Origin of the sequence: Streptosporangium brasiliense (assembly GCF_030811595.1) — a bacterium.
GTDB lineage: Bacteria > Actinomycetota > Actinomycetes > Streptosporangiales > Streptosporangiaceae > Streptosporangium > Streptosporangium brasiliense.
On record NZ_JAUSRB010000002.1, the window covers coordinates 1,657,877 to 1,682,329 of the forward strand.

Below are 24,453 nucleotides of genomic sequence, written 5' to 3' on the forward strand. Positions count from 1 at the left end.
CTGATGTAGCTTGCCGCACCCGATCGGGGGGCCGTCAATGGATTGACCATACCAACCGGACGGTATGTTCCTTGGAACGATCTTTACCGCCTGCTCACTTACCCCTTCATCACCGTGCGTTAGGTGTTAGAACGTTCGGGTGACGATGAACAGGCGCGTGAGACAACGACGGCGACTACTCGGCGCGGCGGTCCTGGCGGCCTGTATCGCCGCGCCCGTACCGGCGGGATCGGCCGGCGCCGCGGCCTCCGCCGACGGCCGGACGGCCCCTCCCGGCCACTGCCGCAGATCCGAGCACGGCGGGCCGCCGCCCGGGACCGCCGCCCCGACCCCGACGCCCTCCGTGCCGGCGCCCGGCGCGGCCCCGAGAGCGGTCCTCAGGGCGCTCGCGGAGGCGGCGGGGCTCCGACACCCGGGGCACCCGGCCGAGCCTCCACCGCCCTTCCCGGAGGAGCCCGGACACCCCGCCGACGATCACCCGGAGCCGGAGTATCCCGAGCCTGAACATCCCGGCCCCGGATATCCCGATCCCGAATATCCCGGGCCGGGATATCCCACGCCCGAGCCTCCGTATCCGACGGCTCCCCCGCCTCCCACGCCGACGGTCCCGCGGCCGCCGACGCCCCGGCCGCCCACGCCCCGGCCCGTCGAGCCGCCCGCGCCGCCGAGGCCCCAGCCCAGCCGGGCCGTCGCCCCGCCGTCGGCCACTCCCACCCCGACCCCGACCCCCACGCCCCGGCCGCTCCCCTCCGCCCGCCCCCTGGAGCGACGGGCGGCGCCGGCCCGCTTCACCGACCGGCGCCGGGGCACCGACCGCAGGCTGGTCATCCTGGTGGTCTTCACCGGCGTGATCTCGGTCACCGCGGTCGCCGCGCTGAACGGCAGGGCCCGCCGGTAGCGGAGAAGACGCGGGAGCCCGCCGGCGGAGATCCGCCGGCGGGCCCCGGACGCCGCGCCGGGCCGCTATTCGGCGGCGTATCTCACCGGGAACCGCTCGTCGATCTGGTCGTACTGCTTCTGCGCCGCCTTGAAGGCGTCCGGCCCGACGGCGCCCAGCCCCGCGAACGGGTGGCTGATCAGCATGATGAAGCCGATCCCGATGACGACCACGCCCACCCTGACGGCGTCGCCGATGATCGACGGGAGTGTGGGCCTGGCCCCGAGCGTCCAGGGCAGCGCGATCACCAGCAGCCCGGAGATGATCATTGAGATCACGAAGATGCTCTCCAGGCCCGTGCCGGCGTCGGCCGTGCGGAGGGCGCGCGCGTGGGCGGCCTCGGACAGATGGCTGAGCGCGTCCTGCTGCAGGCCCTTGCTCTCCTCGCCGGCGGGCCGCAGCCGGATCGTCGCGGCCCGCATGTCCTCCAGCATCAGCGTGGGGATCGGGGACATCTGCCCCTTGGTCATCAGCGGCCAGTCGAGGTCGACGCTCCTGGCGGAGTAGTCGCGGATCTGCGCCCGGATCGGCGCCGCCTCCGGGATCGGCGCCACCGACCAGTACATCTCGGTGAGGACCTCCGCCTCGGCCTGGACGTCGGCCTGCGAGGTCGACAGGGCGTCCCGGCAGAGCACCGCGGCGTAGGCCAGCACCAGCAGGTAGACGGCGAGGGCGAGGTTGGCGGAGAAGTCCACCGACGCGGAGCCGCCGCCCTCCTCCGCCCTGCCCCGCCGCCTGAGCACGAGAAGCGCGATCATCGTGATCGCGACGGCCGCCACGACCAGCATGGTTACCCAGCCCATGAGACTCCCTCGAACTCGTCACCGAAGTAACTACCGAGGGTAATGTGTTCGTTACTGGAATTCTCGTGGTTCGCGCCGGACGTCACTCACGGAGTTCGTGGACCCCCGCGATGAAGTCCCGGGCGACCCCCCGCAGGCCCGGCAGATGGGAGAGCCCGACCAGCCGGTCCACCAGCGGCACGCTGAGCTCGATGAACCGGTAGGTCCGCCGGCACCCCTCCGAGGTGTCGTGCACCCAGAACAGCACGACCCCCATCGACATCAGCCAGAGCAGCTCCGGCAGCTCCGCCCTGAGCTCGGCGTCCATCCGGTCGGCCGCCCCCTCCACCACCCTGCGGTAGATCGCGATCGCGGCGTCCCGGGCGGGCGACGACTCGGCGCTGAACGGGCTGAGGGGGTTGCTCGGCTCCGCCGCGTGCTTGAAGAACTTCACCGCGAACTCGTGATAGGGCTCCGAGACGCGCACCCACTCCCGCAGCACCCCGCCCAGGCGCGGGGCGAAGGAGCGCTCGGTGGCCAGCAGCTCCTCGCAGGCGGCCTCGTGCTCGGCCTGCGCCCGGTCGTAGTACGCCTGGACCAGGGCTTCCTTGGAGGCGAAGTAGTAGTAGGCGTTCCCCACCGAGACGCCGGCCTCGGCGGCGATGGCCCGCATCGTGGTGGCCTCGTATCCGCGCTCGCGGAACAGCCGTAAAGCGGTCTCCACGATGACTTCGCGAGTCTTGTCTGATCCCCTGCTTCTCTGAGTCGGCTCGGCCACGTTCGTCACTGTACGACCCATGGCGCCGTGAGGTCATCGCGGATCACGATGATCGCCATCGCAGGGCAAAATCCACCCCCCCAGAGGGGTCATACCGGTTCCAATGTGGGATTGATCCTTTCGGTGGGAGGGCTCCCGTCACAAGGGATAAATGTATGGGGACACGTCCCTGTAAACAGCGGCGTGCGCGGCTCACGGCCGGGGCACTGCTGGCACTGCAGATATCACTCATCGCGCTGGCCTCGCACGGCACCGCCGCGGCCGACAGCCCGCGCCCGTCCATCGCCGTGACGGCCGCGGGGGCGCCCGCCGCCGTCCGGCCCGCCCGGCTCCGGGCCACGGCAGTCGGGGCCTACGACGCCGGCGTCCTGGCCGCCGCCCGGCGCTACGCCCGGAGCCTGTACCGGCAGGCGAGCGCGGTCAGTACGGCCGGGCGGCCGGGCGGGGAGTCCGGGCGGCCGGGCGGGAAGTCCGCCCCGGGCCAGCCGGTACGGCTCGGCCACGCGCAGGCCACACAGTTGCTGCGCAACGCCGGCCTGCGCTGGATGTCGTCCGGGGGGTGCAGCAACCGCAGGGTGGGGACCTGCACCTCACTTGAGGCGGTGCGGGCCGCCACCGTGGAGAACGTGATCGCGCTGAAGCGCCGCAGCGGCTGCCCCGTCGTCGTCACCGGTGGCACCGAGGTCGGCCACGCCCCCGGCCGCTACAGCCACCACCGGGGCTACAAGCTGGACATCGAGCTCAACCCCTGCATCAACGGCTACATCACCCGCGAGCACGTCCTCGACGGCGTCCGCGGCGACGGGGCCGCCCTCTACCGGGACGAGGGGACCGTCTACGCCCGCGAGTCCGACCACTGGGACATTCTCTTCCTCTGACCCCCGTGGTCTCTTCCTCCGGCGCCCGTGGTGTCCGGTGACGCCCGTGGTGCCCGGCCCCGCCGTACGGCTGAACTCATGGCGCCCGGCGCCGACGTACGGCTGAGCCCGCGCCGCCCGGCGCCGCCGTACGGCCGGAAGGCGTCTTCCGGCCGTACGGCGGGCGGGACCACGCGGGCCCGGGAACCACGGCGGACCCGCGCCCATGGCGGGTCCGTGACCTACGCGAACTCGGCCGCGACCAGCTCGGCGATCTCCGCCGCGTTCAGCGCCGCACCCTTGCGGAGGTTGTCTCCGCAGACGAACAGGTCCAGGGTGTTGGGGAAGTCGAGCGCCTGGCGGACACGGCCCACGTAGGTGGGGTCGGTGCCGACGACGTCGGCCGGGGTCGGGAAGACGCCGTTGGCCGGGTCGTCCATGACGACCACGGTCGGGGCGGCCTCCAGGATCCGGTGCGCGTCGGCGACGGTGATCTCACGCTCGAAGGTCGCGTGCACGGCCAGCGAGTGGGTGGTGATCACCGGTACGCGGACGCAGGTCGCCGAGACCTTCAGGTCGTCGATCCCGAGGATCTTCCGGGACTCGTTGCGGAGCTTGATCTCCTCGGAGGCCCAGCCGCCGTCCTTGAGCGACCCCGCCCACGGCACGACGTTGAAGGCCACCGGCGCCGGGAACGGCGACTCGCCCTCGCCCAGCTTGTTCTGCAGGGCCTTGCGCACGTCACCGGCGCTCTGCCCGACCGTCCGGTCACCCGCGAGGGCCTCGACCTCGTCGTAGAGGCGGGCCGAGCCGGCCACACCGGCGCCGGAGACCGCCTGGTAGGAGGCGACCACCAGCTCGCGCAGGTTGTACTGCTCGTGGAGCGCGCCCATCGCGGCCATCATCGACAGCGTGGTGCAGTTGGGGGTGGAGATGATGCCCAGCGGCCGGTTGCGCGCGGCCTCGGGGTTGACCTCCGGCACGACCAGCGGGACCTCGGGGTTCATCCGGAAGGTGCCCGACTTGTCGATGGCGATCGCGCCGCGCTCGGCGGCGACCGGCACCCAGACCGCGGAGACCTCGTCCGGCACGTCGAAGATCGCGATGTCGACGCCGTCGAAGACCTCGGGAGTCAGCTCCTGGACGACCAGGTCCTCCCCGCGGACCTGCAGGACCTTGCCCGCCGACCGGGCGGACGCGACGAGCTTGATCTCGCCGTAGATGTCGTCCCGGCTGGTGATGATGTCGCGCATGACGGTGCCGACGGCACCGGTCGCACCGATCAGAGCAAGAGTGGGCTTGCGGCTCATCGCCCGGTACCTCCGTAGATCACAGCTTCAACCTGGTCGGCGTCGAGATTGAACGCGTGGTGCGCGGCGGTGACCGCCGCGTCCACCTCGTCCTGCCCGACGATCACCGAGATGCGGATCTCCGAAGTGGAGATCATCTCGATGTTCACGCCCGCGTCGGCGATGGCGGCGAAGAACGTCGCCGTGACGCCGGGGTGCGAGCGCATGCCCGCACCGATCAGCGAGACCTTTCCGATCTGGTCGTCGAAGAGCAGCGACTCGAAGCCGATGCGCTCCTGGATCTTCTTCAGTGCGGTGAGTGCCGTGGAGCCGTCGCTCGTGGGCAGCGTGAAGGAGATGTCCGTCCGACCGGTCGTCGCCGCCGACACGTTCTGCACGATCATGTCGATGTTGATTTCGGCGTCGGCCAGCGTTTTGAAGATCGTGGCAGCCTCGCCAACCTTGTCGGGGACCCCGACAACGGTGATCTTGGCCTCGCTCCGGTCGTGCGCGACGCCGGAGATGATGGGCTGCTCCATCTCTGTTCCTTCACTGTCGGGGTCGGAGACGACCCACGTGCCTTCCTTGGTGCTGAACGAACTTCTGACGTGGATCGGCAGGTGGAAGCGGCGAGCGTACTCGACGCAGCGCAGATGCAGGATCTTCGCGCCGCAGGCCGCCATCTCCATCATCTCCTCGTAGGAGATCTTGGGGATCTTACGGGCCGCCGGGACGATGCGCGGATCCGCGGTGAAGACGCCGTCCACATCGGTGTAGATCTCACACACGTCCGCGTTCAGGGCCGCGGCGAGCGCGACCGCGGTCGTGTCGGAGCCTCCCCGGCCGAGCGTGGTGATGTCCTTGGTGTCCTGGGAGACGCCCTGGAAGCCGGCCACGATCGCGACCTGGCCGCCGTCGAGGGCCTCGCGGATCCGGCCGGGCGTGACGTCGATGATGCGCGCGCGGCCGTGGGAGGAGTCGGTGATCACGCCGGCCTGGGAGCCGGTGAACGAGCGCGCCTCCTGCCCCAGGTTGGCGATCGCCATCGCCAGCAGCGCCATGGAGATGCGCTCACCGGAGGTGAGCAGCATGTCGAGCTCACGGCCCGGCGGCAGCGGCGAGACCTGCTGGGCGAGGTCCAGCAACTCATCGGTGGTGTCGCCCATCGCCGAAACGATCACCACGACGTCGTTGCCGGCTTTTTTCGTCGCGACGATCCGCTGGGCGACCCGCTTGATGCAGGACGCGTCGGCGACGGACGAACCACCGTACTTTTGAACAACGAGCGCCACGAGATGTCTCCGAAGCAATCTAGGGCTGTGGAGCTCACAGTCTACTGTCGCTCTGGTAGATCACCCCTGGTCTGGCCCACTATGTGGACAATCACACCATTGTGTATGTGGACAATCACACCATCGTGCGCTCTTCCGCGACGTCAAGACGGGTATGCGCGACGAGCGCCTGGAGAGCCCGCATCGCCGCCCCGGCGTGGTTGCCCCAGGTGTTGAAGTAGGAGTATTGCCACCACCACAGCGCCTCCAGCGGGCGGCCCGCCCGGTAGTGCCGGAGACCGTGGATGAGATCGGCCGCCACCGCGGTCAGGTCGTCCGACAGGCGGTAGGGCGTGACCGAGGTGTCCTTGTAGGGGTCGAAGACCTCGGCGTAGTCGTCCACCGGGCCCAGCCGCTCGGCGAGAGCCGTGCGGACGGCGTCGACGTCCGGGTCCTCGCTCAGGTGCGGCTCCCAGTTGCCGGACAGGATCACGTCCTGGCTGGCACCGAGCTGCGCGCCCGCCGAACTGACCTGGGCCACCTCCACCAGCAGCAGCGGCAGGATGGCGTCTCCGCCCTCGCCGCCGGCCAGCCGGGTCAGGCCGTCGATGTAGTTCTCCGTGTGCTCGGCGATCCGTTCGGCCAGAGCACTCCATGCGTCAGACATCCAGCAACCTCCTTCCTTCGAACGCGCGGCCCAGAGTGACCTCGTCGGCGTATTCGAGGTCACCGCCTACCGGCAGGCCGCTGGCCAGTCGTGTGACTTTCAGACCCATCGGCTTCACCAGACGGGCGAGATACGTCGCCGTCGCCTCCCCCTCCAGGTTGGGGTCGGTGGCGAGGATCAGCTCGGTCACCCGGCCGTCGGCCAGGCGCGTCATCAGCTCGCGGATCCGCAGGTCGTCGGGGCCCACCCCGTCGATCGGGCTGATCGCCCCGCCGAGCACGTGGTAGCGGCCCCGGAACTCGCGGGTCTTCTCGATGGCCACCACGTCCTTGGACTCCTCCACGACGCAGATCACGTGGGGATCGCGCCGGGCGTCACGGCAGATCCGGCACTCCTCCTCGGCCGCGACGTTCCCGCAGACCCGGCAGAAGCGGACCTTCTCCTTGACCTCCAGCAGCGCGTGGGCGAGCCGCTTCACATCGGCCGGCTCGGCGGCCAGCAGGTGGAACGCGATCCGCTGCGCGCTCTTGGGACCGACGCCGGGCAGCATCCCCAGCTCGTCGATCAGGTTCTGGACGACCCCTTCGTACATGGCTCAGAATCCGGGCAGCTGGCCGAGCCCGCTCCCGCCGCCCAGCCCCTGTGCGAGCGGGCCGAGTTTCTCCTGCTGGAGGTCGGCGGCGGCGCGCACCGCGTCGCGGATCGCGGCGATGACCAGGTCGGCGATGGTGTCGGCCGTCTCCTGGGGGTCACCGGGATCGACGGCCTCCGGACTGATCTTCAGCTCCAGCAGCTCGCCGCCACCGTTGACCGTGGCCACGACAAGTCCGCCGCCCGCCGAGCCCTCGACCTCCGCGTCGTTGAGCTCCTGCTGGGCGCTGACAAGCTGCTGCTGCATGAGCTGTGCCTGCTCCAGCAGCTGCTGCAGGTTGACATCCCCTGGGTTCACCGTCGTGTGCTCCTCGTCCGTGACATCAGTCGTCACGAGCCTACGGGGTTCCGGCCAGGTCTTGTACTGGCCCCAGCACGTGTTCCCCAGGGAGGGGTGCTAAACCCCCGGTCGGGTCCCGGCCCCCCTCCAGACGCCCGGGACCCGACGCACACGCACCGAAGCGGCCGCACCCGACGGCGTGTGCCCAGAAACCTAGCCAGGCCCAGGTTGCACACAGGTTGCGTCCGTCCGGTCACGCTTCGCGCATCCTTTTGCCCGAACGGGTTGCGGGCAGGGGGTCTCACCACCGATGCTTCGGCCATCGGCTTGATTGCAGGGGGGAGCAGATGCCCGACGGCCACCCCGGAGCCGTCCCGGTCCCCGATCTGGACGCCTACTCGGTACGGCTGCGCCGCCTGCACGAGGCCGGGCCGGGCGGCGAGCGGCCGGGCGGCGGAGCGCCGCGGAGCCTGATCTCCGCGTCGTGGCGGCGGTCCATGGACGCCGGCATCGACCCCGAGACCCCGTCGGCCCCGCCCGCCTTCGGCAGGCAGGACATCCGCGAGGTCAGGGCGGCCCACCCCATGAGCGCGCTGCTGCCGCTGGTCACCGGGACGCTCCTGGAGACCGCCGAGGCGAGCGCGCACATCCTGATCGTCGCCGACGCCGACGGGCGGGTGCTCTGGCGCGACGGCGACCGCCGGGTGATGCACCGGGCCGACGAGGTGGGCCTGGCCGACGGCTTCCACTGGGGCGAGCGCGCGATCGGGACCAACGGCATGGGCACCGCGCTCGCGGCCCGGCGGCCGGTCCACGTCTTCTCCGCCGAGCACCTGGTCAGGGCGCTCCACGTCTGGTCCTGCTCCGCCGCCCCGGTCATCGACCCCGACAGCGGCGACGTGCTGGGCTGCATCGACATCAGCGGGACCACGCGCGCCCTGCACCCGGCGACCGTCACGCTCGTCGAGACCACCGCGCGCCTGGCCGAGAGCCACCTCGCGCTACGCATGCACGAGCGCGACGGCCGCTTCCGCGCCCGCCACGAGGGGCGCCTGCGGGCGCTGCGCGGCGAGCCGGGCGCACTGGTCACCGCGACCGGACGCGTCGTCGCCGGCGACCGGGCCCTGCGCTGGGGCGAGCGCGTCCGCCTGCCGGAGTCGGGCGACCGGGTGATCCTGCCCGACGGCCGGACGGCCTTCCTCGACCCGCTCGACGGGGGCTTCCTGCTCCGCCTCGGCGACCCGGCGCGCGTCCCCGTGCTCACCCTGTCCTTTCTCGGCACCGAGCACCCCTCGGCCCACCTCGACGGGGTCCGCGTCCCGCTGTCCCCGCGCCATGCCGAGATCCTCACGGTGCTCGCCCTCAACCCGCACGGCATGACGGCCGGCCGGCTCTCCTTCCACCTGTACGGCGACCAGGGCAACCCGGTGACCGTCCGCGCCGAGATCCACCGCCTCCGCGCCCAGCTCGGCCCCGCCATCTCCGCCAAGCCGTACCGCCTGGCCTGCGCGGTCGAGGCCGACTTCCTCAGGCTCAAGGATCTGCTCGCCGCCGAGGACGCCGCCCCGATCGCCCGCGCCTACGGCGGCCCGCTGCTGCCGCGCTCCGAGGCCCCCGCCATCCGCCGCGAGCGCGAGGAGCTGGAGGGCCAGGTCCGCGCCCGCCTGCTGCTGCGGGGCGCCCCCGACGACCTGTGGGCCTACGCGGAGACCGAATACGCCAGAAACGACATCCAGGTCCTGGAGCGGCTCATCGCCGCGCTCCCGCCCGACGACCACCGCACCGTGGCCGCACGGATCCGCCTGGCCGGCCTCGACCTGCCCTGACCCCGCCGGCCCCGGACCCCATGGACGGCCGCGGGCGCGCCGTCAGCCCCGGAGCGCCGCGGCGACGGACCGGGACGCGGGTCTCGTCCGCCCGGCGGCGCGGCTCCGCGCCCTCACCGCCGGAGCGGCGCGCGCCGGCCGGTGGACGCCTGACCGCCGTCAGGTGTGGTCGATCTCGCCGATGATCTGGCCGCCGAGCTCGCGCTGGATGAGCGCCATGCCGGTGAGCTCGTCGACGTCGGCGTCCGCGTCGTTCAGCGGGTCGACCTCGTCGGTCTCGACGGCGGGCTTGCGGCCCGGCACCGCGTCCGGCCAGGCCGGCTTGCCACCGCCGGAGGCCCTGGGGCCCGACTGGGCGGCGGCCCTGGCCGCCGAGCGCGCGGCGGCCAGGCCGGGACTCGGGCTGGGAGGCGAACCGGGGTCGTCCGGGAGCGGCGCGTCCGGCCAGGACTCGTCGGTGGCGGGCGGGGCCTGCCGGGCCGGGGCCTCCTGGACGGCCGGAGCCGCCGGGACCTGCCGGACCCCCGGGGCCTGCTGGGCCGCCGGGGCGGGGTCCGGCCTGGGAGCGGGCTCCTGGCGCGCCGGGGACGGGCTCGGAGGCGGCCCGGCCGGGGGACGGGCGCCGCCGGACGGGCCGGGCCCGCCGCCGGACACGACGGCCTCGACCTTCCAGGTGCCGCCCAGCACGTCCTGCAGCGCCGCCGCGACCACCGCGTCCTTGCCGCCTCCGGTGAAGTTGCGCATCGCGCCGACCTGGGTGAAGCCGAGCGTGACGACCTTGCCCTCGACCCCGACGACCTGGGCGTTGGTGTTCACGTTCGCCCAGACGACGATGCTGCGCTGCTTGAGCACCCCGAGCACCTGCGGCCATGCCTGCTGTACGGCCCCGCCCCCGGCGTCGGAGACCGGTGCGGCCGCCGGAGCGCCGGATCCCTGCTGGGACTGGGGCTGTGACGGGGATGGGGAGTGGGGTTGGGGCTCGGGTGCCGGGGCGCCGGGCCGGACCGGCTCCGGCCAGTCGTCGCCCGCCTGGGCGCGGGGCTGCTGGGCGGGCGCGGCGGGGGCCGCGACGGCGACGGGCGGGACGGGCGGCGGGACCTGGGGCGCCGGCGCCGCATGGACCACCGGGGCGGAGGACGCCACGGCGGGGGCCGCGTAAGCCGCGGGGAGAACCGCGGGGGCCGCCGCGACGCCGCCCTTCTCCAGCCGCTCCAGCCTGGCCAGCAGGGCGCCCTCCCCCTGCGCCGCCCCGGGCAGCAGCGTCCGGGCGCACATCAGCTCAAGCAGCAGCCGGGGCGAGGCCGCGCCGCGCATCTCGGTCAGGCCCGCGTTGAAGATCTCCGCGGCGCGGGTCAGCTCGGCCGGCCCCATGGAGGCCGCCTGCGCCTGGAGCCGCTCCAGCTCGTCGGCGGGCCGGTCGAGCAGCCCGCTGGTGGCCGCCTCCGGCACGTTGGCCAGGATCACCAGGTCGCGGAAGCGCTCCAGCAGGTCCATGGCGAAGCGGCGGGGGTCGTGCCCACCCTCGATCACCCGGTTGACGGTCTGGAACACCCGCGCGCCGTCACGGGAGGCGAAGGCGGCGACCACGTCGTCGAGCAGGTCGCCGTCGGTGTAACCCAGCAGGGAGACCGCGCGCGCGTAGGTGATGCCGGCCTCGTCCGACCCGGCGAACAGCTGGTCGAGGATCGACAGCGAGTCACGCGCCGAGCCGGCGCCCGCCCGGACCACCAGCGGCAGCGCGGCGGGCTCGAAGGGGACCTTCTCGGAGGTGAGGATCTCCTCCATGAGCGCGCGCAGCGCCGTGGGCGGGATCAGCCGGAACGGGTAGTGGTGGGTCCGGGACTTGATCGTCCCGATGACCTTCTCGGGCTCGGTGGTCGCGAAGACGAACTTCAGGTGCGGCGGGGGCTCCTCGACGAGCTTGAGCAGCGCGTTGAAACCCTCGCGGGTCACCATGTGCGCCTCGTCGATGATGTAGATCTTGAAACGCGCCGACACGGGTGCGAAGAAGGCCCGCTCACGCAGGTCGCGGGCATCGTCCACACCGCCGTGCGAGGCGGCATCGATCTCGATGACGTCGAGGTGGCCGGGGCCGGTGGGGGCCAGCGCCACGCAGGACTCGCACTCCCCGCAGGGATCGGGGGTCGGGCCCTTCTCGCAGTTGAGCGAGCGGGCCAGGATCCGGGCGCTGGAGGTCTTGCCACAGCCCCGGGGGCCGCTGAACAGGTAGGCGTGGTTGATCCGGCCGCTCCGCAGCGCCTGCCGCAGCGGCTCGGTGACGTGCTCCTGTCCCTTGACCTCCGCGAAGGTCCCGGGCCGGTACTTGCGGTAGAGCGCAAGACTCATGCGACGCTCCCACCTGCGAGGGGCCTGAAACGAAGAGACCCCTCGCACACCCGCCAGAGCCTGCTTATCCTTGCTGCCTTCCGGCCCTGGGGAGGTTCACAGGATGACGCCGCGCGAGGGGTCCTGGGACAGTCTAGCCTCTGCGCGGAGTGCTCGGGGTATCGAATGCGCAGCGCCCGGACCCCTGAGATATGTGGTCTACGCACTCCTGAAAGTTCGGTAAGCTTCTCCACGGAGGATTCGCCTAGTTGGCCTAGGGCGCACGCTTGGAAAGCGTGTTGGGGGCAACCCCTCAGGAGTTCGAATCTCCTATCCTCCGCCACGGCTCACCAGCCAAGACACAGAAGCCCGCTCCATCCCGGAGCGGGCTTTCGTGCGTCAAGGTCTCAGTTTGGGTCTCAGTCGGCCTTTCCGAAGGGCTTTTCGCTCCCGTCCGCAGCCTCTTCGGCGGCCTGCCAGAGCAGTCCACCAACCTGCTCCGCCACGGCCTGCCGGATGGTGTCGGTGACGTGCTGGTAGCGCCTGGCCATGTCGGCGCTCGCCCATCCCATGATGGACATGACGGTCGGCATCGGCACGCCCAGAATCAGGAGAACCGTCGCGGCGGTGTGCCGGGCGTCGTGCAGCCGGGCGTCCCGGAGCCCGGCGGCCTTGAGCAAGTCTTTCCACTGGTGGTAGTCGGTGTTCGGGTTGAGCGCGCGGCCGGTCGGGGTGGCGAACACCCATCCCTCGTCATGCCAGAGCTGCCGAGCGTCCACGCGGTCCCTGTCCTGCTCCTCTCGGTGCTGGCGAAGCAGCGTGACGAGTTGGCCAGGAAGCCCGATCGCGCGCCGGCCCGCCCGCGACTTGGTATCGGCCGTGTCCGGGTTGGTCTGCTTCCGCTCCGGGCAGTAGCCCGCCTTCTTCCCGCAGGTCTCCCCGCACCCATGGGCGTACTTCGGGCGCTGGCGGCCCCTCCGTACGCGGAGGGTGCCCCGGTCGAGGTCCACATCTGCCCACTTCATGCCAAGAGCCTCGCCTTGTCGCAGACCGAGGGAGAGCGCGATGGCCCACCGTGCGCTGTTGCGCGGTAGCGCGTCGGCGGCCTTGAGTAGCCGTCGAATCTCGGTGATCTCGTACGGCTCTACCTCCTCCTCACTGAGCGTCGGAGCCTTGGCGAGGGTCGCAGGATTCCGGAGGAGGTATCCGCGCCGTACGGCCACGTTGAGCGCCGTCCTGGCCGTCCTGTGGACGTGGTGGGCGGTGCCCGCGGACTTGCCCGCCCGCTGCATCTTGGCGTAGAGCTTTTCGAGGTGCTCGGGGCTCAGCTTGTCGAGCCGGTGAGCTCCGACACCGGGGATCAGGTGGGTGTAGACGTCCACCCGGTAACCCGAGTGCGATGTCTCGCGAATGGCTGGCGGAACGGCGATGGTCTCAATCCAGTGCGTGAGCCACTTCTCGACGGTCCACCGGCCAGCCTTGCGAACGGCTCCGCTGTCCCGCTCTCGCTCCAGCTCGCGAACCGCTCTGATGACCTCGGATTCGTTCTTGCGCTTCACATGCCGACGGTCCGGGGTGCCATCGTCCTTGACGCCCATGGTCACTCGCCCATGCCACTTGCCGTCCTTGCCCAGGTAGATCGATGAGGCACCATTCGGCTTACGTCCCATTCAGTCCTCCCTCAGGCCGCGGTCTTCTGTCGCTGACCACCGTTGGCCAGCAGATTGGTCACGTACTCGTGCAGGCACTCGATCGGCACGCGGCGGAGTCGGCCGATGAAGACGGACTCCACGGCGCCGGTCGTCACGAGGCGCCACATCTGGGTCCGGCCGATCCTGAGCTGCCGGGCGGCCTCTTCCACCGTGAGCAACAGGGGCATGTCCGCCGGGTCCACGACGGTGGTCAGGTCGAGCCGGACACTGTCCGGCGCTGCGATGGTCATGACGGGGTGTTCTCCTCATCGAGCGCAGTGTTTTTGACTGTTCTGCGGGTGCGGGCGAACAAGTTCAGGAGGGGTATCCGTCCCAACCGTCCCAACCTCATTTGTGCTGGTCAGGCTGGGACGGGTTGTTTGGCTGGGACGGTTAACCCGTCCCACGGATTCGAGCCGTCCCGCTCTGACCTGCGATGACGAGGTTGGGACGGTTGGGACGGCTACCCCCCTCGAACAGCGGGATCTCGCTGTCCTCCGGGGTCTCCGGGACGGCCGGCAGGGGGCAGTAGCGCGCCCAGGAGTCGAGGAAGTCGGCGCGCTGGTAACCCTTGGCCTGGGTGCCGTCCAGGAAGCGGATGTTGGCCGAACGGATGTCGTACTCGTGCAGGATCACCCCGAGCTTCCTCGCGGTCAGGCCGGTCGGTCCGTAGTCGGCCCAGGGCGCCTCAGGGTCTGCCTTGAGCCGCTCCAGCAGGACTGCAGTCGGCAGCGCGGGATCGGTGCCGAACACGGTGCGGCAGTCGGCCAGCAGCCGGACCCGGATCGAGGTCTCGCTGTTGTCGTCGGCCTCGGCGGTCAGCGTGAGCACGGCGGCGCGGGCGCGCTCCGGCCAGTGCCCGCCGGCGTGGTCGGCGACGGCGACCAGGGGTTCCCAGGTGTCGGCGGCGCGGTCTTCCACCGGCATCGCCGGTTCGGCCTGTTCCAGGGTGGCCAGGTCGGCGCGCAGCCATGCGGCGAACTGCTCAGCCAGTTGGCGCAGCGCGGGCCGGTCGCGGCGGTGCCGGTAGGGGGCGACAGTTTCGCCGGGGCCACGCCGGCGCATCCGCACCACCACCGCCCGGTCCTCGATGGTGTCTGGCATCGCGCCGATACCGGCGAGCGCGGCCATGGCGAACGTCGGGATGGATTCCACCCGGTTCAGTGCGGCGTCGTAGCGCTTGGCGGGCCGGTTGCGCTGGTGGCCGGCGTTCAGCAGGCCGCGTAGGTCCTCGTTGCCATCGGCTTTCGGGCCGAAGATGGTGTCCGCCTCATCGACCAACATCGTGGGCGGGTCCTCGCTGATGGACCGGTAAACGGCCGGGGTGCTGGCGTTGACGGTGATGAACGGCTCATGGCACGTGGCCTCGACCACATCCAGCAGGCGGGACTTGCCGCAGCGCTTTTCTGGGCCGCGGATCACCAGGCGGGGTGCGTGCGCCCATGCGGGTTGGGCGTGAGTGGCGGCGATCCACAACGTGACCGCGTGCGCGGCTTCCGGGGTCGGCAGGATGACGTAGCGGGTCAGCGCGTCCAGCAGGGCGTCCAGCAGTTGCGCGCCCTGGGTGCTGTTGTCGGTGCGGGGCTGGGTCATGCGATTGGCTCCTGGACGGGTGAGTGGGCTGGTCATGCGCTCCGCCGACGCGGGATCGCTGTGGCGTTGGCTGCGGCGAGTCGGCGGCCTTGGCGGTCGCCGGGGCGGGGTCTGCCGAAGTCCTCGCGGCGGCCGTCCCATCGGCGGACTTCGAGTTCGGCGTGAGTTGGGGTCCGCGACAGGTTGCGGATCTGAGCGGCAAGAGCGGCCCAGCGGTCGGCCATCTCCTGGTGAGCGTGGCCGTAGCCGATCTCCCAGCCGGAGCGGTGACCATCGCGGTAGCCCTGCTCGTATGCCTGACGCTCGCGGCGGTGCTGGCCGTCTAGATCAGCCACGAGTGCGGCGGCCAGGGCATAGGGCACAGGTGTCGAAACCGTGGTCGGGCGAGTCATGACGGGAGTCCTCCGAGTGGTGTGCTGATGGCGTGGTGGCGCTTTCCGGGCAGCAGGGTGTGACCCTGTGACCCCCGGGCGGAGGGAGGGGGTCAAGGGCTGTTTTCGGGCTTGGGGAGGGGGCAGTGGGTGTGACCCGCACGGGGGTCACACCCGACTGTTTGTGCCGGTCAGGTGGTGCACAGGGGGGTCACGGGCGGGGTGTGCGGGTCACAGGGCGCTGTGACCCGGTGTGACCCTCGCCTGTGACCCGGGGGTGTGACCCCCGGCGATGACGCGGAAGTCCTCCAGGGCGTAGCCGCGGGCGCGGGTGCCGCTGCGTTTGAACGGCTGTTCCAGCGGGGCGATGCCGTAGGGGCGTAGCGCGTCGGCCAGTTCGGTCTGGGACAGGCCGAGTGCGTCGGCCAGCTCGGCCGAGTGCAGCCGTTCGGCGTCGGCGGCGGCGAACGCGGCCAGCGCGCGAGCCATGATCGGCGGGACGGGGCGGGTCTGCGGAGCGGGGTTGACGGGGTGGATCTGCTCGGCGCGCAGGATCGGCCGGCGCGGTTCAGGCCATGCGGCGGCCGACGTGGGTGCCGGGGCGGCCGGGCGGTGCCGGGCGAGGTCGAACGGGTCGGCCCAGGCTTCGGCGCCGCCTCCGCCGGGTAGCACGGTCAGATGCCGCGCCGGCGCCACCGGGGCGGCGGGGATGGCCCGCTCGTAGCCCTCGGCGTCGTCGGTGTCGTGGTCGGTGAACGCCGCGTGCATGCGCTCGTAGCGGTCGGCATAAGCGCGTCCGGCGAACCGTTGGGCGCGCTCGTCCAGCTCGGGCCGTACAGCGGCGATCTGCACGGCGGCGGAGATGACGGTAGAGGGCAGCATGTACTGGCCCTTGAACGGGCGCGGCGTGGCCTGGCCGATCTGGACGAACCCGCAGCCCGGTCCGGGCAGGTCGGCGACGTTGACCGCCCGGTTGTGCTCATACATCAGGCCCAGCTCGGACTGGTCTTGCACGTACATGGCGATCCGCACGTGCGACATCTTTTTGATCATCGGAGGCAGCACGTCGGAGGTCGAGCGCAGCGAGGAAGCGACAATCCGCACCGCCGAGTCGCGGCCGATGCGCTGGATCTCCTCCAAGGCCTCGCGCAGCTCGCGCACCGACCGGTCGCCGGGGGAGACGGCCTCGGCGCCCTCGTCGAGGAAGATGACGATCTCGGGCAGGTCGGGGGAGACCGGCATGAGGGTGGTGTCGGCGGCGATTTTGAGTTTCCGGGCGGAGGTCTTGCGGTCCTTGGCGATGCGCAGCGCGGCCAGGGCCATGTCGAGCGCTTCGGCGGGGGTGGAGGCGGCCCAGTCAACCGCCGGCCGGTCGGTACGCCCGTCCAGCCAGGGTGCCAGCCACATCTGCGACAGGCTTCCGCCGTTGAGGTCGATGTGCCACACCAGCGCGTCCCGGCAGCGGGCCACTCCGGAGGTCAGCACGTTGAGCAGGATCGTCTTGCCCGATCCGGTCTGGCCGATGACCAGGGCGGAGGCTTGGCGCATCGGGACCTGCACGACGTCGCCGTTGCGGTATTCGCCGATCTCGACCGGGTCGGTGATGCTCGCGCTGGTCGTCAGCGGCGGGAACGGGACCTCCTCTTCCAGGCGGTTGACGGTGGACACGCGCAGCACGACGGCGGCGCGGTGCATGCCGGGGCCGACCTCCACTCCGCAGCCCTCGGGAAGCCGGGCGTCGGTGGCCAGCGCGTCGGCGGCGCCGGAGATCTGCGCCAGGGTGGAGCCTGCTCCGGGCAGGTCGAGGTGGACGTCGTAGCCGGTCCGGGTGGCCCACATGGTCACGTCGGTGACGGTGACCCGCAGGCGGCAGACCCGCTGGATGCGGGCTTCCCATTCGGCGCCGATGCGGCTGGTGTGGCGCAGTACCAGAGCGGTACCGGGCCGCCGGGGTGCGCGGGGGGTGTGGCGGCCCAGCGGGGCCAGCAGACCGGCGGTCAGGGCGCCGATGCCCAGGGCGGCGAAGGTGTTGAGGTTCCATGGGGTGGTGGCCAGGGTGTAGGTCCACCAGGCGCCGGCGCCCAGCCAGCAGCCCAGCCGATACAGCAGCGAAGCGGGGCCGTGATCGTGGTGGGCACTGACCACGACCGTGCCCAGCGCGCCGGCGGCGGTGGCGGCGCCGCCCCAGATCGGGTTCAGGCCGGTCAGGTCGCCGATGCTCGCCAGCGCGGCCAGAGCGAGCGCGCCTTGGGCGGTCGCGCTGACCGTGCCGCGCGGGGTCAGGGACCAGTCGGGGCGCGGGGTGGGGGTCGTGGTGGTGCCCACCTTCGTGTCTCCTTCCGTGTCAGGTCGCGTCGGTCAGGGGCGGGTCAGACGTTCCACAGCGGTTCGTTGGTGCGCGGTGCCTCCTCGCGCTTGAGGTCGTCGGCGTGCGCCCGGCGAAACAGCGGCCCGATCTCCTCGGCCAGGCCCACCAGCTCGGCCTGAGCCTGATACAGGCGATGGATCGCCTCGACCACGGCGGGGTCGATGGGGTATTCGGCCTGAAGGCGGGTGGTGTAGGTGCGGATCGCCAGCGCCACGTAGGCGGGTACCTCGGTGAGCTGGTCCAGCTCCCGGGAGACCACCCACATGTCGGCGGGCGCGTGGCTGGCGGCGGCGGCGTTCATCTCGGCGGCCGTGGCGGCCAGCGGGAAGGTGGTCATGGCGCGGGTCCTCCTGTAGGTGCTGGTTGGTGCGGTGTAGGGGTGACGGCGCCGATCCGAGCCGGTCGCCGTGGTCTTGGCCTGGCCGGCCGACTCGTCCCAGTCGTCAGGCGGGTCGTTCGGCGCGCAGTAGAAGCGGATCTTGAAGCCGCACGGGCAGGTGACCCAGATCTCCTGCTCCTCGCTGGGGATGGTTGCCGTGTGCTTGGTTCCGCAGCGCGGGCACTCGGCGCCCACAGTGAGGGCCGGGTCGCCGTCACCCGAGACCTCCGCAGTCGTCTCGGGTGCGTCGCCGGGGTTGTTCTCGGTCATGGTTTCGGACGTGGCTTTGCGGGTCTCGCGGTGGCGCCACCAGCCGGTCAGCCAGGCCACCAGCGCCACCAGCCCGGCGGTCATCTCCGCATCCCACCGGCGTGCGCCGGACCGGGCGGTGAGCGCGGCGCGGCGCGCGGCGCCGAATCCGCGGGCGGTACGGGCGGCGGCCCACGCGGCGCTCGCTCTCTGGCCGGTGCGCCGGTCGGCCCACGCCCCAGCACGGCCAGCGTGCCGCCGGGCGGTGCGGCCCGCTTGGCGCATGCCGCGTCCGGTGGCGGCCATCGCCCGGCGGGTGCCTCGGCCGGTGGCTGAAAAGGCGCGGCTTGCCCGGTGCCCGGTCGCTCGGTCGGCCCACGCTCCGGCGCGCCGGGCATCGCGTCCGGTCGCCCGTACGGCGCCGCCGACCTGGCGGGCGCCTCGGCGGGTCGCCCGTATGGCGCCACCGGCCGCGCGCCGGATGCCATGCTTGCTGTAGCCCGCCCGGTCCCGGCGGCTCCGGCGCCTGGCAGACGGCGAACCCGCCTTACCGGTCTCGGCGCCCGTACGGCCGGTGCGCTTTGTCGTACGGGCCGCACCTCCGTACGGCGTGCCGGACGCTCCGCCGTACGGGGCGCGTCCCTGACCGGTCCGCGCCCGGTCCGTACCGTGGGCGGCTGAGGCCACCGGAGCCGACCGTGCGCCGGAACGGCCCCGGCGGCCCAGCAGCCCGCCCGTACGGCCGGCGCTGCCGGACGACGCACTTCCCGTACCGCCCGTACGGCCAGCACCGCGCCGCCTCTGCTCGGACGATCTACTCGCCCCCGGTGGGCGGGCCGTACGGTCCCGGCGCCGGCGCCGGAGGTAGGCCAGTGCTCCACCCCCGGCGGCGGCGCTTCCGGCGGCCAGGCCCCACGGCCCGGCGAGCTGGTACAGCCCCGTCAGCACAGCGGTGGCGGCCGACAGTCCCCCGGCGGCCAGTTGCCCGGCGGGCACTCCCCGCTTGGACTGGTCGCCCTCGCCCTGCGCGGACTGTTCGGCGCTGTGCTGCGCAGGGTCGCCAGGCGTCTCGGTGGCGGATGCGACCGGCTGAACGGCCTGCTCATCGAGGGTGGGTGCGGCGGGCGCCTCGGGTTCGACGGCGTGTTCGGCGGTCATCGATGCTCACCTCCGGCGGCGGACTCGCCGTGCGACAGGACGGCGAGCGGGCGGGCCTCCGGCTCTGTGAGATCGGCCGGGGCGGTGCCGGTGGCGACCAGCGCCAGCGCCTCGGCCGTGATCGGCGACGGGGTGTCGCTGGCGGCGAACTCGCGGGCCTCACGTACGGCCTTCTCACACCACGAGCGGCGATAGCCCGACCGCTCCTCCAGTACGGGATAGTCCGGCTCCCACGTACGGCCTTCGACCTCGGCCTGCCAGATCTCGGCGATCAGTCCGGCGATGAACGCTCCACGGTCCATCCGCCCGTACGGGGTCGCGGGCTGCTTGGCCGTACGGTCGGCCCGTACGGACGCCAGCTCCACCACCTCCGTACGGGGCGACTCCGTAGGGGCGGAGGCGATCGCCCGGGGCGCGTCCGAAGCGACGGCGAGCGCGGGTGCCGAGACAGCGGGCGACACCTCCTCGGTACGGGGCAGCGGTTCGGTCCGTACGGGCTGCGACTCCTGCTCCGTAGCGGCGGGCGCCGGTACGGTGTCGCCGGAGCGCAGCGCGACCAGATGCGACAGCAGCCCGATCGTGATCGGCGGGACGACGGACACCGCGACCACCAGCACCCAGGCCGGCAGGTGCAGCGCGCCGGCCTCGATGGCGTGGTAGACGACGTTGCCGACCACGCTCATCACGATCGCCGCTGTCGCGTTGCCGGCGGCGTGCTTGCGCACTCGGGCCGATCGGGTGGACTTCGACAGCCAGATGCGGGTGGAGGTGATGCCGTAGGCGTCCACCATCACCGGCAGCAGCAGAGCGAGTTGATCGCCCCAGGCGGCGAGTTTGGCCAGACCGGCCAGCGCGCTGGCGCTGGAGACCAGCGCGGCCAGCGCCACCACGGCGATCCCAAGATCGGCTACCCAGTCGCGGCGGCCGACCGTACGTGGTGTGATGGTCATGCGGCCACCCCCGCCGTCTCGGCGCAGTCCAGGCAGGTGCCCAGGTGGCGCGGCAGCACATATCCGGCGTCGCGCCCGCAGTCGGGGCAGGTACGGCGGGCGGCATTGGCCTTCGCCAGCGCCTCCAACTGCCGGGGCGTCGCGGTGCGCTTGGGCAGCGCGAACCGGCGGTCATACAGGTAGGCCGCGCGGACCCCGGGGGCGCCGTGCCGGCGCGAGGTCCACAGGATCTGCGCCTGGACACCTTGCCCGCCGGGCCGCAGCCCTTCGGCGGTGAGCTGGCGCAGCGTGAGCAGGTGCGTCGGCGCCATCCGCCATGGGTAGGTGGGGATGCTGTGACGCTCCCCGGCAGGGTCCCAGAAGCGGGCACGGATGCGGCTCATCACGCGCCCACCCCCGTGCCGTCCGAGCAGCCCAGCCCGCACGCCGTGCAGGTGAAACCGGGCGCGACGGTGGGGGTGGGGGTGCGCTGCCACAGCAGTGCCCAGCGCAGACGGCGGGCCGGGCGGCCGGTGGCCAGGGTGCGGCGCCGGGCGCGCGCACTGGGGTGACCGTCGAAGAGCCAGCCGATCAGCCGGTAGCCGGGGGGTTCGTCGGCCAGGTCGGCCAGCGCCGCGGCGACCAGGCGCCGGCCGGGCAACCCGGCAGCGTCCAGCAGTCGCACCGCATGGGTGTCGGCGTCGTATTCCTGTAGCCGCTCCCGGCGGGCACTGGCCAAAGCCGCGGTCAGCACGACGCAGACCAGAACGGCCAAGATCAGCAGGGGCAAGCGCATGACCAAGCCGCTCAGCAGCGCGGCCTTGGCCAGCCACACCGGGCTGTGCCAGAACGGTCGGGTATCGCCGTGGTCGAGGGCGTGGTGGGCGATCTCGTGGGCCAGCACGCCATACAGCGGCAGCGAGTTCGAATCGGCCAGCAGGTCGGCGCCCAGGTCAACGTGCGGGGCGCGGTCGCATCGGCTCCCGAAAGCTTCGGCGTTGCCGCCCAGGTCGGGGGTGACGCGGATCAGCAGGCCGGGCAACTGCGCGCAGTGGCGCAACGCGCACACCAGCTCGGCCAGGCCAGGCAGGTCGGTGGGCTCGCTGTAGGAGACGGTGGGGATGTGAGTAGGGGCGATGGTCATGGGGGTCACCTCCTCGGCTCAGAGGCCGGACTGGGAACGGATGAGGATGCGGCAGGTGCCGCACCGGGCGACGGAGCGGGCGCCGTGGGAGCGGCAGATCTCCACCTGCGCGCGGGCCGTACGGCAGCGCGGGCACCAGGTGGCGCCGTGGTGCTCGGTCGCGCAGTCAAGGCACTGAAAGCGGCCCATGTCAGGCCACCTCGGCGCGCTGCTCGGCCAGCCCGACCGTGGCCAGCAGGTCGGCCAGCTCGTTGACCTCGGCAGCGGTCAGACCCGCCCACACCCCGTCGTCGGGGCGCAGACGCACCGCGCGGTTCAGGCACAGCGCCCGGACCGGGCACTCGGCGCAGACCTCGCGGGCCACCTGCTCGCGGGCGGCCCGCTCGTCGGCCGGCTCGCCGGTGAAGGCGTCCGGGCCGGTGTGCAGCTCGGGGTCAGCTCCACACAGCGCGTCCTCGGCCAACTGCTGCGACATGCCGTCGGTGATGGCGTCGAAGAGGATCAGGGCGGGGTGAGCGGCGGGGAACGGGATGGCGAGAGTACTCATCGGTGCCCCCCGCACTGACCGGTGCCGTCGCAGACACCGCAGATCTGAGTGGAGGTCATCCATCCACCACCGCCGCAGCAGTGGCAGGGGCAGGGGTCCCGGTGCATGTTGGCCGGGGCTGTGAGGTGGGACATGCTGGTAGCGCCTCTCTTGAGGTGCCGGGATGCGGATCTGGTTTGGCGACTGGCCGCATCCCGGCTTTTCAATTGGCTGTTCGACTCGATCTGACGAGGCAGGTATGCTGCCGAATTGAAACGTCAAACGTTTGTCGATAGCTCTGATGATGAACCCGTCGGACCCTGCTGTCAATAAACATCAAACGTTTGATGTTTAACCCGAGAGAACGACTCGGACAAAGAGGGAGAAATGGGCTACCCGAGCAAGTTGGGCTTCCGTCAGATCGCTGCCCAGATGCGGGAAGAGATCGTGAGCGGCGTCTACCCGCCTGCCACGGTCTTCCCGGCTGAGCCGGTACTCGCCGAGCGGTACGGCGCGTCACGGAGCTTGGTCAACAGGGCAATGCAGGTACTCGCAGCAGAGGGCATGATCCGCCCTCGTCAAGGGAGGGGAACCATGGTCACCTACATTCCGCCGATGCTGCACTCACCGGCGCGCTACTCACGCGAGGTCCGCGAAAGCGGACAGGCCCGCGGCGCGTTCGACGCGGAGGTACGCGCGGCAGGACTCGAACCGCAGCACGAGATCACGACCGAGCGGGCCATCCCACCGGACGAGGTCGCCGATGTCCTCGGGCTGACGCGGGGCGAAGAGAACGCCCTCGTTCGCCGGAGGCGCCTGCTCGCCTCGGGTATCCCTGTGCGCTTGAACGCCTCCTGGTTCCCGCTGTCCATCGCTGAGGGAACCGTCCTGGAAGAGGCAGGACCAGTCATCCACGGTGGCGTCAAGTCGGCGCTGGCCGAACTGGGCTACCCGCAGACCGAGGCGACCGAGCGCGTCATCGTCCGGCCTCCCACGGAGGTGGAAGCCGACGCCCTGGAGATCAGCCCGGAGCGGACCGTTTTCGAGATCATCCATGTCGGCAGGACCGAAGGCGGGCAGGCTGTGGAGGTGACCATCACGGTCACACCTGCTCACTACCTGGTGATCGAAAACACCTTTCCGCTTGCCTGATACGGCCTGAACACGACCCGATCGGAGACGATGCGATGACAGCCACACTGCCAGTGCGCGCCCGGGCCTTGGAACTGGCCGACGCCGGCGAACTGCCCGCGTACGTGTACGACCTTGCCGACCTGGACGCCCACATGGCCACCGTACGGGCCGCCCTCGGCGACACCGAGATCTACTACGCGGTCAAGGCCAATCCCGATCCGAAGCTGTTGCAGGTGATCGCGCCATACGTCGATGGCTTCGAGGTGGCATCCGGGGGAGAGCTTGCCCACGTGCGCGAGTTCTTCCCCGAAACACCGATCGCGCTGGGCGGCCCCGGCAAGACCGACGCCGAACTCTTCGCCGACGTCCACCGGCTGCACATCGAGAGTCCCAGCGAGATCCGGCGCCTGTTCGCGGCGGGCCGCTCCGCCGACGTGCTGCTCAGGGTCAACCTCGACATCCCGATCAGCGGCGCGTCCTTGGCCATGGGCGGCGGGGCGACCCCCTTCGGCATGGACCCGGCAGGCATTGCCGAGTGCCTCGACCTGCTCGCCGGCCAGGATGCGGTACGACTGCGCGGTATCCATGCACACCTGGCCAGCGGCTTGGACGCGCCCCAGATGCTGGAGTTGGTCAACGCGATCCTCGACTACGCGCGCGGCCTGGGCGTCACCGAGATCAACCTTGGCGGCGGCATGGCCGTCGACTACACCGACCCTGGCGCCCGGTTCGACTGGAAGACCTACGGCGAGGGCCTGGCCGCGCTACGGCGCCCTGGCGAGGTTCTGCGGATCGAGCCGGGCCGGTCCCTGTCGGTGTACTGCGGGCGGTACGTCACCCGGGTCATCGACGTCAAGCGCGTCCACGGCGAACTGTTCGCGGTGGTCGCGGGCGGCACCCACCACATCCGCACCCCTGCGACCAAGGGACACAGTCAGCCCATGGTCATCGAGGAGTCAGGCGAGCCGACCACGATCGTCGGCCAGCTCTGCACGCCGAAGGACACCATGGCGAAGCACGTCCCGGTGAGCCTGAAGCCGGGCGACATGGTCGAGTTCCTCATGGCCGGCGCCTACGCCTGGAACATCTCCCACCATGACTTCCTCATGCACCCGAAGCCGACCTTCCACTATCTCGGCTGAGCCCCGCCTCACTTGCCACGAGAGCCCCGGAAACCCTTCCCCGGGGCTCTCGGTCTTTGGGAACTTTGAGTCCGTCCGATCACTCAGGCTGAGAAGTGTGAAGGGC

Annotated in this window: 24 protein-coding genes, 1 tRNA gene and 1 other RNA gene; 6 read left to right on the top strand and 20 right to left on the bottom strand. The window is 71.4% G+C overall.

Annotation, left to right across the window (positions count from 1 at the left end; genetic code table 11):
* Positions 1-157: 157 nt before the first annotated feature.
* Positions 158-898, top strand: coding sequence for a hypothetical protein (locus J2S55_RS16190; protein WP_306861393.1), 741 nt, complete (start codon positions 158-160; stop codon positions 896-898).
* A gap of 65 nt (positions 899-963) precedes the next feature.
* Here J2S55_RS16190 and J2S55_RS16195 read toward each other — a convergent pair whose 3' ends face one another.
* Together J2S55_RS16195 and J2S55_RS16200 are read right to left on the bottom strand one after the other, a co-directional pair.
* Positions 964-1,740: a bestrophin-like domain gene (locus tag J2S55_RS16195; RefSeq protein ID WP_306861395.1), complete on the bottom strand. Its 777-nt coding sequence runs from the start codon at positions 1,738-1,740 to the stop codon at positions 964-966.
* 82 nt (positions 1,741-1,822) lie between these two features.
* Positions 1,823-2,443 (bottom strand): TetR family transcriptional regulator, encoded by a 621-nt coding sequence (locus J2S55_RS16200; RefSeq protein ID WP_306861396.1) that lies wholly within the window; start codon positions 2,441-2,443, stop codon positions 1,823-1,825.
* Between the two features lie 209 nt (positions 2,444-2,652).
* On the opposite strand from J2S55_RS16200, the gene J2S55_RS16205 reads away from it, so the two are divergent.
* Entirely contained in the window at positions 2,653-3,375 is a 723-nt protein-coding gene (locus tag J2S55_RS16205) for a hypothetical protein (protein WP_306861398.1), read from the top strand.
* Positions 3,376-3,596: 221 nt separating this feature from the next.
* On the opposite strand, the gene J2S55_RS16210 is transcribed toward J2S55_RS16205, so the two are convergent.
* The 5 genes from J2S55_RS16210 to J2S55_RS16230 all read right to left on the bottom strand — a co-directional run bounded on the left by J2S55_RS16210 (position 3,597) and on the right by J2S55_RS16230 (position 7,530).
* Positions 3,597-4,664: an aspartate-semialdehyde dehydrogenase gene (locus tag J2S55_RS16210; protein WP_306861400.1), complete on the bottom strand. Its 1,068-nt coding sequence runs from the start codon at positions 4,662-4,664 to the stop codon at positions 3,597-3,599.
* Positions 4,661-5,935 (bottom strand): aspartate kinase, encoded by a 1,275-nt coding sequence (locus J2S55_RS16215; protein ID WP_306861402.1) that lies wholly within the window; start codon positions 5,933-5,935, stop codon positions 4,661-4,663. The genes J2S55_RS16210 and J2S55_RS16215 overlap by 4 nt, the downstream gene beginning before the upstream one ends.
* A gap of 115 nt (positions 5,936-6,050) precedes the next feature.
* Positions 6,051-6,581: a DUF5063 domain-containing protein gene (locus tag J2S55_RS16220; RefSeq protein WP_306861403.1), complete on the bottom strand. Its 531-nt coding sequence runs from the start codon at positions 6,579-6,581 to the stop codon at positions 6,051-6,053.
* Positions 6,574-7,173 (bottom strand): recombination mediator RecR, encoded by a 600-nt coding sequence (gene recR, locus J2S55_RS16225; protein ID WP_306861405.1) that lies wholly within the window; start codon positions 7,171-7,173, stop codon positions 6,574-6,576. The genes J2S55_RS16220 and recR overlap by 8 nt, the downstream gene beginning before the upstream one ends.
* A 3-nt stretch (positions 7,174-7,176) precedes the next feature.
* Positions 7,177-7,530, bottom strand: a complete 354-nt coding sequence (locus tag J2S55_RS16230; RefSeq protein WP_306861406.1) for a YbaB/EbfC family nucleoid-associated protein — start codon at positions 7,528-7,530, stop codon at positions 7,177-7,179.
* A 329-nt stretch (positions 7,531-7,859) separates the two neighbouring features.
* Between J2S55_RS16230 and J2S55_RS16235 the strand changes: the two genes are divergently transcribed.
* Positions 7,860-9,338: a helix-turn-helix domain-containing protein gene (locus J2S55_RS16235; protein WP_306861410.1), complete on the top strand. Its 1,479-nt coding sequence runs from the start codon at positions 7,860-7,862 to the stop codon at positions 9,336-9,338.
* 159 nt (positions 9,339-9,497) lie between these two features.
* Here the strand turns inward: J2S55_RS16235 and J2S55_RS16240 are convergent, their stop codons facing one another.
* Together J2S55_RS16240 and ffs are read right to left on the bottom strand one after the other, a co-directional pair.
* A complete protein-coding gene (locus J2S55_RS16240) occupies positions 9,498-11,684 on the bottom strand; it encodes a DNA polymerase III subunit gamma and tau (protein ID WP_306861412.1) in 2,187 nt (728 codons plus the stop codon).
* Positions 11,685-11,714: 30 nt separating this feature from the next.
* An RNA gene (gene ffs, locus J2S55_RS16245) (signal recognition particle sRNA small type) lies at positions 11,715-11,810 on the bottom strand.
* A gap of 107 nt (positions 11,811-11,917) precedes the next feature.
* On the opposite strand from ffs, the gene J2S55_RS16250 reads away from it, so the two are divergent.
* Positions 11,918-12,006: transfer RNA gene (locus J2S55_RS16250), tRNA-Ser, on the top strand.
* A gap of 76 nt (positions 12,007-12,082) precedes the next feature.
* Here J2S55_RS16250 and J2S55_RS16255 read toward each other — a convergent pair.
* From J2S55_RS16255 to J2S55_RS16305, 11 genes are all read right to left on the bottom strand, one after another.
* Positions 12,083-13,222 (bottom strand): tyrosine-type recombinase/integrase, encoded by a 1,140-nt coding sequence (locus J2S55_RS16255; RefSeq protein WP_306861414.1) that lies wholly within the window; start codon positions 13,220-13,222, stop codon positions 12,083-12,085.
* A gap of 122 nt (positions 13,223-13,344) precedes the next feature.
* Positions 13,345-13,605 (bottom strand): helix-turn-helix domain-containing protein, encoded by a 261-nt coding sequence (locus tag J2S55_RS16260; RefSeq protein WP_306861417.1) that lies wholly within the window; start codon positions 13,603-13,605, stop codon positions 13,345-13,347.
* 142 nt (positions 13,606-13,747) lie between these two features.
* Positions 13,748-14,947 carry a DUF3631 domain-containing protein gene (locus J2S55_RS16265; RefSeq protein WP_306861419.1) on the bottom strand — a complete coding sequence of 400 codons (1,200 nt, stop codon included), beginning with the start codon at positions 14,945-14,947 and terminating at the stop codon, positions 13,748-13,750.
* Positions 14,948-14,979: 32 nt separating this feature from the next.
* A complete protein-coding gene (locus J2S55_RS16270) occupies positions 14,980-15,339 on the bottom strand; it encodes a FliH/SctL family protein (RefSeq protein ID WP_306861421.1) in 360 nt (119 codons plus the stop codon).
* Between the two features lie 210 nt (positions 15,340-15,549).
* A complete protein-coding gene (locus tag J2S55_RS16275) occupies positions 15,550-17,643 on the bottom strand; it encodes a hypothetical protein (protein WP_306861423.1) in 2,094 nt (697 codons plus the stop codon).
* A 44-nt stretch (positions 17,644-17,687) separates the two neighbouring features.
* Complete coding sequence (locus J2S55_RS16280) at positions 17,688-18,419, bottom strand: hypothetical protein (RefSeq protein WP_306861425.1); 732 nt, start codon at positions 18,417-18,419, stop codon at positions 17,688-17,690.
* A gap of 1,049 nt (positions 18,420-19,468) precedes the next feature.
* Positions 19,469-20,422 carry a hypothetical protein gene (locus J2S55_RS16285; protein ID WP_306861427.1) on the bottom strand — a complete coding sequence of 318 codons (954 nt, stop codon included), beginning with the start codon at positions 20,420-20,422 and terminating at the stop codon, positions 19,469-19,471.
* Positions 20,419-20,805, bottom strand: coding sequence for an RRQRL motif-containing zinc-binding protein (locus J2S55_RS16290; RefSeq protein ID WP_306861429.1), 387 nt, complete (start codon positions 20,803-20,805; stop codon positions 20,419-20,421). The genes J2S55_RS16285 and J2S55_RS16290 overlap by 4 nt, the downstream gene beginning before the upstream one ends.
* Entirely contained in the window at positions 20,805-21,545 is a 741-nt protein-coding gene (locus J2S55_RS16295) for a M48 family metalloprotease (protein WP_306861431.1), read from the bottom strand. Before J2S55_RS16295 ends, J2S55_RS16290 begins: the two co-directional genes overlap by 1 nt.
* Before the next feature lie 18 nt (positions 21,546-21,563).
* Positions 21,564-21,734 (bottom strand): hypothetical protein, encoded by a 171-nt coding sequence (locus J2S55_RS16300; protein ID WP_306861433.1) that lies wholly within the window; start codon positions 21,732-21,734, stop codon positions 21,564-21,566.
* 1 nt (position 21,735) lies between these two features.
* Positions 21,736-22,092, bottom strand: coding sequence for a WhiB family transcriptional regulator (locus tag J2S55_RS16305; protein WP_306861435.1), 357 nt, complete (start codon positions 22,090-22,092; stop codon positions 21,736-21,738).
* A gap of 366 nt (positions 22,093-22,458) precedes the next feature.
* Between J2S55_RS16305 and J2S55_RS16310 the strand changes: the two genes are divergently transcribed.
* Together J2S55_RS16310 and J2S55_RS16315 are read left to right on the top strand one after the other, a co-directional pair.
* Positions 22,459-23,223, top strand: coding sequence for a GntR family transcriptional regulator (locus J2S55_RS16310; protein WP_306861438.1), 765 nt, complete (start codon positions 22,459-22,461; stop codon positions 23,221-23,223).
* Positions 23,224-23,258: 35 nt separating this feature from the next.
* The gene (locus J2S55_RS16315) at positions 23,259-24,347 is read left to right on the top strand and encodes an alanine racemase (protein ID WP_306861440.1); all 1,089 of its coding nucleotides are present in this window, start codon (positions 23,259-23,261) and stop codon (positions 24,345-24,347) included.
* Positions 24,348-24,453 lie beyond the last annotated feature (106 nt).

Coding starts and splice junctions, on each gene's coding strand:
- J2S55_RS16315 (WP_306861440.1), top strand. CDS start 23,259: ATGACAGCCACACTGCCAGTGCGCGCCCGGGCCTTGGAACTGGCCGAC.
- J2S55_RS16220 (WP_306861403.1), bottom strand. CDS start 6,581: ATGTCTGACGCATGGAGTGCTCTGGCCGAACGGATCGCCGAGCACACG.
- J2S55_RS16270 (WP_306861421.1), bottom strand. CDS start 15,339: ATGACTCGCCCGACCACGGTTTCGACACCTGTGCCCTATGCCCTGGCC.
- J2S55_RS16195 (WP_306861395.1), bottom strand. CDS start 1,740: ATGGGCTGGGTAACCATGCTGGTCGTGGCGGCCGTCGCGATCACGATG.
- J2S55_RS16240 (WP_306861412.1), bottom strand. CDS start 11,684: ATGAGTCTTGCGCTCTACCGCAAGTACCGGCCCGGGACCTTCGCGGAG.
- J2S55_RS16310 (WP_306861438.1), top strand. CDS start 22,459: ATGGGCTACCCGAGCAAGTTGGGCTTCCGTCAGATCGCTGCCCAGATG.
- J2S55_RS16235 (WP_306861410.1), top strand. CDS start 7,860: ATGCCCGACGGCCACCCCGGAGCCGTCCCGGTCCCCGATCTGGACGCC.
- J2S55_RS16295 (WP_306861431.1), bottom strand. CDS start 21,545: ATGACCATCGCCCCTACTCACATCCCCACCGTCTCCTACAGCGAGCCC.
- J2S55_RS16210 (WP_306861400.1), bottom strand. CDS start 4,664: ATGAGCCGCAAGCCCACTCTTGCTCTGATCGGTGCGACCGGTGCCGTC.
- J2S55_RS16290 (WP_306861429.1), bottom strand. CDS start 20,805: ATGAGCCGCATCCGTGCCCGCTTCTGGGACCCTGCCGGGGAGCGTCAC.
- J2S55_RS16205 (WP_306861398.1), top strand. CDS start 2,653: ATGGGGACACGTCCCTGTAAACAGCGGCGTGCGCGGCTCACGGCCGGG.
- J2S55_RS16285 (WP_306861427.1), bottom strand. CDS start 20,422: ATGACCATCACACCACGTACGGTCGGCCGCCGCGACTGGGTAGCCGAT.
- J2S55_RS16305 (WP_306861435.1), bottom strand. CDS start 22,092: ATGAGTACTCTCGCCATCCCGTTCCCCGCCGCTCACCCCGCCCTGATC.
- recR (WP_306861405.1), bottom strand. CDS start 7,173: ATGTACGAAGGGGTCGTCCAGAACCTGATCGACGAGCTGGGGATGCTG.
- J2S55_RS16300 (WP_306861433.1), bottom strand. CDS start 21,734: ATGGGCCGCTTTCAGTGCCTTGACTGCGCGACCGAGCACCACGGCGCC.
- J2S55_RS16260 (WP_306861417.1), bottom strand. CDS start 13,605: ATGACCATCGCAGCGCCGGACAGTGTCCGGCTCGACCTGACCACCGTC.
- J2S55_RS16280 (WP_306861425.1), bottom strand. CDS start 18,419: ATGACCGCCGGGCTGGTGGCGCTGGTGGCCTGGCTGACCGGCTGGTGG.
- J2S55_RS16265 (WP_306861419.1), bottom strand. CDS start 14,947: ATGACCCAGCCCCGCACCGACAACAGCACCCAGGGCGCGCAACTGCTG.